Below are 6,399 nucleotides of genomic sequence, written 5' to 3'. Positions count from 1 at the left end.
ATCACGCACCTTTTTTAAGTAGTAATACCAGTATGGCCAAGTTTGAAAGAATATTTTCAAATCATTTAGCTTTTTTGCACCAGAACCCTCGATACTTTCTTCTTCTGACAAACTTTTCTCAGCAAAATGTGTCCAGGCTTCTCTAAACTGAACTCGCATAAATGCTGGGATAGAGAATATTTCTTGATCTTTTGTACAACTTTCAACTTGATCTAATGCATGAGTCATTGCATATATTAATAATTCATTTTGTTTTTGTTTTGTTGGTAAATAGATTTCGATATCAACAATTTCTTGTCTAAATGCAGTCATTATATTTTCTTTATCTTTTTTTCTTAACGCTTGTCCCATATGTTTCAAACGAGATACTGCTTCTTTTCTACACTTCGCTATAGGTCTATGTAATTCTTTTTTATCATTTTCAATAACACAATTCGAAGAAAAAATGACATTAAACTTTTCAATAATAACTTGTTGTACCTGCCTTCTAACACGTGTAATACGAGACTCACTTGATTTCTTATCTTTAGGATCTACTGCATTAAATTTTATAGGCTTTACAATCTCTATGTATTGTCGCACTTTCTTTGCATTACGATTCAACTTTTCCTTTAGAAAAGCCATTTTTCTCGTAATCTCGAAATCTTCAATCTTGTGCTTATAATGTTCCATACCAATTTTTCTCGAAAATGTGTTGATTAATTCTAAAAGAATCATAATTCCTCTATTATCTCGAGCCTTTACAAGGCTACTTAGTATAGTTGTTTGAATTAAATAAAATGGAATACGGAAATACGATAACGATATATTTATCATATCTGTAGTTTCTGCAGCAGTGTGGTTGTATAATGCATAATCTACAATTTCATAAACAGTACGATTTCCAACAGGTATTTCTCTTACGAGCTTACGCTCCAAGCAAACTTGAAATCCTGTATAAATTGTTGTGTAGGGAATCCCACTTTTTTTAGCAAGATCCATTATTTGAAATTCACGTGGTAGCATTCCTATATCATTGCATTCAAAGTGAAGCATGATATAAGTCGCTAATGCTGAGGATGGTAATTCTTTGCGTTCATTTTCGAGTTTTATAATATTAAAAAGTTCATCAAAAAACTTAACTCCATGGACTTTAAAATTCTGCTGAGAAAAATTTAAATGTGTACTCATTGTTTAAAATGACTCCTTCCGAAAAGAGCACAAAAAAAGACACTGTAATATCACATATACAAAAATCTTCTCAAATCTAGATGATTTTTGTATATTTCTAGATAAACAATGCTCAAAATACACAAGAAAATCGCCTTTTTCAGTTGCACAAATTTATAAGATCAAGTAAAATTATCTTATAAATTTATACAAATCAAAAAAGGTTTTGAAGCTAAAGTTTAATCTAGGTAACATTGTAAGTTTAACTTTCAATCAATAAGAGTTTCGTGGGTTCCTAGAGATTAACCTCGATGAAATAGTTGACGCTATTTCATCAAGCTGAAAGATCTTTTTTTTGCTTTTTTATGTTTATTTTTAGTCAATTGCGGCAAAACTATAACTATAGCTAAGATTTGGCGCATTTTAATGTAATCATATATGCATTTTTTGGTACTTGCAAGACGATTTTTTATAAAATCGTCTTTTTTTTATATAACAATTTAAAGTTTAATACAGTTATTCTATAGTTCTATTTTCGAAAAAAAGCTTTCTAGTTTTTTAATCTCATTTATAGACAAACCTTTCAATATATCGAACTATATGTAGAACATAAAAATTATTATAAAATGGTTTTAAAACTAGATAAAGTGTATTCAAATATTAATAACCCCCCTTTTATAACAATGATTATGAGCAATAATTACAATTCTAATTCAACATAAATTAGCATATCAAACAAAGAAAAAAACATAGAAATGATATAACAAAACTATCAACAAAAACACAGAAACAATACTAGAACATATTAATTCTAATTTTATAAATTCAAGAATCCATAAATATATACCGCATTAAACTGATTTTCTCTTTTTTTGCACGATGAATATGACTTTTAAATCAAAACAAAAAACATTACTGGAATAAAAGTTAAAATGAGATATAAACACGAATTAAAACAAGTTAGATTTAAATCTAGAATAAGTTAATTCGAACTTTAATAAAACCCTTTATTTAAAAGGCTTTTGTAACGATATGCGCATTCTAATTTTAAATAAAAATATTTATGTAGAATTAAAAACTTAGTAAGAAAATAGGTGTTCATTTAAGTGCAAATACAAGAGTTGTTTGTAGCTTAATAGCATATTGTTTAGGTCACTTGGTTCTTATTATACAGTTCATATTTATTGTTGCCGCCTATGAATCACTATATATACAAAAAAATAACTCTATATATTTTCTATTAATAGCTAAATTTTGTACTATGTTTTAATTAATTTAAATGTATAGATATATTTTCCTATTCGTTTTCCACAATTTTACAATACTCAAGGGAAATTATTTTTAGTGGACGAGAGTACAATTTAAGAATAAAAACTTGAAGAAATAACCGGTAAGTTCAATTTAGTAAGTTGGAACATAAATTAGCATAAGTTCATTCTAACTTTCCAAAAAACCTTGATAAATCAATATTTTTCTTCATTTAATCTTATCTAAGTTTTGCTAAATAACCATATAGAAGATATATAAAAGTAGAATGAATATTAGAATGTAGAATACTATAGATGAACAATGTAATCTATAGACATAAAAATACTAGATTTTTAGTGAAATTATATTAAGATTTTCTAGTTTTTCTATGGTAGAGTAATCTATAGGAAGATAATGCCCATTCTATGTAGAATATAACATGGAAGAGATTTTCTAAGTTTTTCGGTTGTAAGGAGGTGTTGTTTCTATGAGTGAGAGTAAAACAAACGAAGAACAAAATGAGTATAAAATGAAAGAAGTATCTGAACTTACTGGGCTTTCGAATGACTTATTAAGAGTTTACGAGGAAGAGTTTAATCTACAAATAAATAGAACTAATGGTGGGCATCGTCGCTACACGGAAGATGACATTAATAAGTTTATATCTATTAAGAAGAAGATCCAAGAACAAAATTGGAGCTATAAGAAAGTTCGCTCTTGGTTAAATGGTGACGAGCTACCAGTAGCATTAGAAGAACACCAGGTTAAAACAAACCTAGAGAAAAAAGTAGAATATCAAACAGAATTAATTCAAGATTTGACTGAAAAGTTGGATCAAAGTATCAAACTACAAGTGGAAATGGTAAAACAAATGCATGAGCTGAAGACCGAGAAACAAGAACTTGAGCAAATCGTGGCACGTAGAAATCAGGATCTTATAGATACTTTAATTCAAGAAAAAAGAAAAGAACGTCAAGAACGAATTGTGACAGAATCAAAAAAATCATTCTTACAAAAAATATTTGGAAAGTAAACTTTGAACTAGATTCTAAGTTTGGTTTATTTAAGTAGCAAGTCTAAAAATGGACTTGCTACTTTTTTATTTTAATAATTTTAAAGATGTTATTTTTAATACCTATGAATCTATACAATTATTAAATTTAGACATTAAGTTTATATAAATATAGAAGAATTTTAATAAAAATAAATAACGGTTTAAATTTAAATTTAATTTTAGGTTTAAATTTCTGGGGGTTATAGAAAGATATATGTATATCTAGTGCGGCTTAAGGTTTAAATAACAGTTTAAATTTAAGTTTAACTTTCAGTTTACATACCATTCCCAGTGTGATATAAATAGGTTAGGTGAATTTTTCCACTCTCAAGAATTAATTAAACAGATGGGAGTTAAACAATGAATAGGGATCACTTTTATACGTTAAACATTGCAGAAATTGCAGAAAGAATTGGTAATGATGATTGTGCCTATCAAGTATTAATGGCATTTATCAATGAAAATGGTGAAGCGCAAATGCTGAATAAAACGGCTGTGGCAGAAATGATACAGCTAAGTAAACCGACTGTTTTTGCAACCGTAAATAGTTTTTATTGTGCAGGATATATTGATGAAACTAGGGTAGGAAGGTCTAAGATTTATACCTTATCGGATTTAGGTGTAGAAATAGTAGAGTGTTTTAAACAAAAAGCAATGGAAATGCGTAATTTATAAGTATAGGGGAGGAATTTTATATGTTATTAAACAGTAATGAACTAGAACATATCCATTCAACTAACCATAGTGTAAATGATATTAGTATACGATGGGGAGTTATTGGTTCTGGTCAAAAAGGTAATAAAGAGGCTGATTTATTCGCAGGTTACAAGTTTTCCAATGGAACTACTTGCTATCCGACATTAGCTGTTAACTTTGCAGAGTCAGATATGATGCATTTACAAAATATTATTAAAGAAGATCGTATTCATTTTGACGGTTTAAAGGGGGCTGCACGTACACCTTCTGTAGTTACTGACTTATTTGACCCTGAAACTAATCCTAATGCTAATGGATACCTTGATAAATTAGCCCAAGAGCTCGGTCGAAAGTTTACAAATGAAGAGGGAGAAGTAATTGTAGACCAATTCTTAATTTGTCTTGGAGCTGGTGGTGGCGTTGGAACAGGTTGGGGTTCACTTGTTTTACAATTAATTCGTGAACAGTTTTTCCCTTGTCCAGTATCTATGCTTATTTCTTTACCATCCGGTGATCCTGATGAAATTAACAATGCACTTGTATTACTAAGTGAAATTGATGAATTTATGAGAGAGCAAGACAGATTATTTGGAAATTCTGATATAAAGCCTTTAGCAAATGTAATTGTTAATGATAATACGCAAATGCAACGTATAATTGAGTCACAAAAAGGCACGAAAGATCTGAAAAACAGATATGTAAACTGGAAAGAAGTTGCGAACGATAATGTAGTGAGTACTTTACATGAAATAAACATAATCCCAGAGAACTATGGTTCTGATAACGTTACATATGACCCATCGGATTTAATAAAACTATTAAGTATTCCAGGACGTTTCTTAACAATTGGAAAAGCGAGAATTGCTAAATTCGATTTACATTCACTTGAAAATAGTATTAAACGAAGCTTAGATGAGGGATTCTTCTCAGCGGAACATCAATTTGAAACAGCAACAATGTATGGTGGTTTCGTTTTAAGACCTTCTAACGCAGACTTCTTCAAAGATGTTAATACGGAAAATAGAATTCGTAATACCTTAGGAGAGTATAAACGATTAGATGAAATCGCTGGTAAATTTGGAGATCCAATTTGGGATAATGAATATGCGGTTTGCTACACTATATTTGCTGGTATGACAATGCCTAAACGCTATATATCTCTTGCGCGAGAAGGAAAAGAGTTGGCTGAAAAACAAGAGCAATTAAGAGCAGAAGCTCAACGTAAACAGGACGAAGAAAAAGTAGATATTTCTTTTGCAACAAATCGTGTTCAAAAAAACACATTCAATCCTTATAATAAAAACCAAGGATTTGGCGGGGCATCAAGATTCAGTGGTGGTAAAAACTCTGCATTTAAACGTCAGACTAGTGAAGCTACTTCAACACAAAATCAACAAGAAGAAGAGAATATTATTAGCACTCTTAAAACTTCAAATCCATTTAAAAAACGTTAAAAAAGCAGGTCTAAATGACCTGCTTTTTTTATTAAAATCACAACCGATTACAAAAAGAATCTACAATGCTACAGTGAATAATCTATTATATTTTCTGTATGTGTAACATGGCATTACATAATGTGATAGTTTAAATAAATTGTTAGGCCGTCCTAACAATTCTATTCGTATACTTTACCCTTTAATAAATTGTTCGGTTAAAACATGTCTTCCGTCCGAACAATTTTAAAAGAACCAAAAGACTATTTAAATCAATGTTTTTAGCGAATTTGAAGGTAGAGAAGTAATCCAAACTTCAGCGTACGAGTTTTAGTATCTAGATTAGCGTAAATTCAGTTTAAAATTTTAATAATTTACAACAAAATTTTGCTGTAATAAGATATATAGAAATGGTTGTTATTTATTGAATATAAATTCGAATTATGGAGTTGCATATAACGAAAAGTAAAACGTATAAATATACAAGTAAAGGCACACAGAAATCTTTTCGTTTAAAAGAGGCTGATTTATTTGTATTCACATTTTTATATTACAAAAGGCATCTTACTACACGACAAATTACTCAGCTTTATAGTGCATTTGAAGGTAGAGATTTTTCTGAGGATAGTGTGTTTACAAAACTTAATCGTTTTTCAAAATATGGTGCTATCCTGACCAAAAAAATTGATAAAAGAGATGATAGTATAACCAGACGTGCGACATTCTCCTTAAAAGATAGAATGGTTGATTACCTTCAAGAAATAGGAAGGATTCCTGTAGGATCATCAAAACGGGTTCTGGTGCAAAAAAGCTAAATGA

General features: G+C 29.6%; 4 protein-coding genes and 1 pseudogene. 4 read left to right on the top strand and 1 reads right to left on the bottom strand.

Annotated features, from left to right (window positions below):
• Positions 1–1,170: helix-turn-helix domain-containing protein (locus RT27_RS31450; protein WP_231583610.1), on the bottom strand; the 1,170-nt coding region annotated here is incomplete at its 3' end.
• 1,714 nt (positions 1,171–2,884) lie between these two features.
• Here RT27_RS31450 and RT27_RS31445 point away from each other — a divergent pair.
• The 4 genes and pseudogenes from RT27_RS31445 to RT27_RS31430 all read left to right on the top strand — a co-directional run.
• Positions 2,885–3,430 carry a MerR family transcriptional regulator gene (locus tag RT27_RS31445; RefSeq protein WP_000004357.1) on the top strand — a complete coding sequence of 182 codons (546 nt, stop codon included), beginning with the start codon at positions 2,885–2,887 and terminating at the stop codon, positions 3,428–3,430.
• A 381-nt stretch (positions 3,431–3,811) separates the two neighbouring features.
• Positions 3,812–4,126 (top strand): MarR family winged helix-turn-helix transcriptional regulator, encoded by a 315-nt coding sequence (locus RT27_RS31440; protein WP_001078053.1) that lies wholly within the window; start codon positions 3,812–3,814, stop codon positions 4,124–4,126.
• A 20-nt stretch (positions 4,127–4,146) separates the two neighbouring features.
• Positions 4,147–5,601: a cell division protein FtsZ gene (locus RT27_RS31435; protein ID WP_043939201.1), complete on the top strand. Its 1,455-nt coding sequence runs from the start codon at positions 4,147–4,149 to the stop codon at positions 5,599–5,601.
• A 422-nt stretch (positions 5,602–6,023) separates the two neighbouring features.
• Positions 6,024–6,374: pseudogene (locus tag RT27_RS31430) on the top strand (replication-relaxation family protein); the annotation flags it as partial.
• Between the last annotated feature and the right edge of the window lie 25 nt (positions 6,375–6,399).

Origin of the sequence: Bacillus sp. L_1B0_5, assembly GCF_000836715.1 — a bacterium.
Taxonomy (GTDB): domain Bacteria; phylum Bacillota; class Bacilli; order Bacillales; family Bacillaceae_G; genus Bacillus_A; species Bacillus_A thuringiensis_S.
Note: the sequence above shows the minus strand (reverse complement) of the source record. Positions and strands in the feature narration are given on the sequence as shown.

Excerpts from the sequence above, each read along its gene's own strand:
- RT27_RS31445 (WP_000004357.1), top strand. The coding sequence starts at position 2,885 with ATGAGTGAGAGTAAAACAAACGAAGAACAAAATGAGTATAAAATGAAA.
- RT27_RS31440 (WP_001078053.1), top strand. The coding sequence starts at position 3,812 with ATGAATAGGGATCACTTTTATACGTTAAACATTGCAGAAATTGCAGAA.
- RT27_RS31435 (WP_043939201.1), top strand. The coding sequence starts at position 4,147 with ATGTTATTAAACAGTAATGAACTAGAACATATCCATTCAACTAACCAT.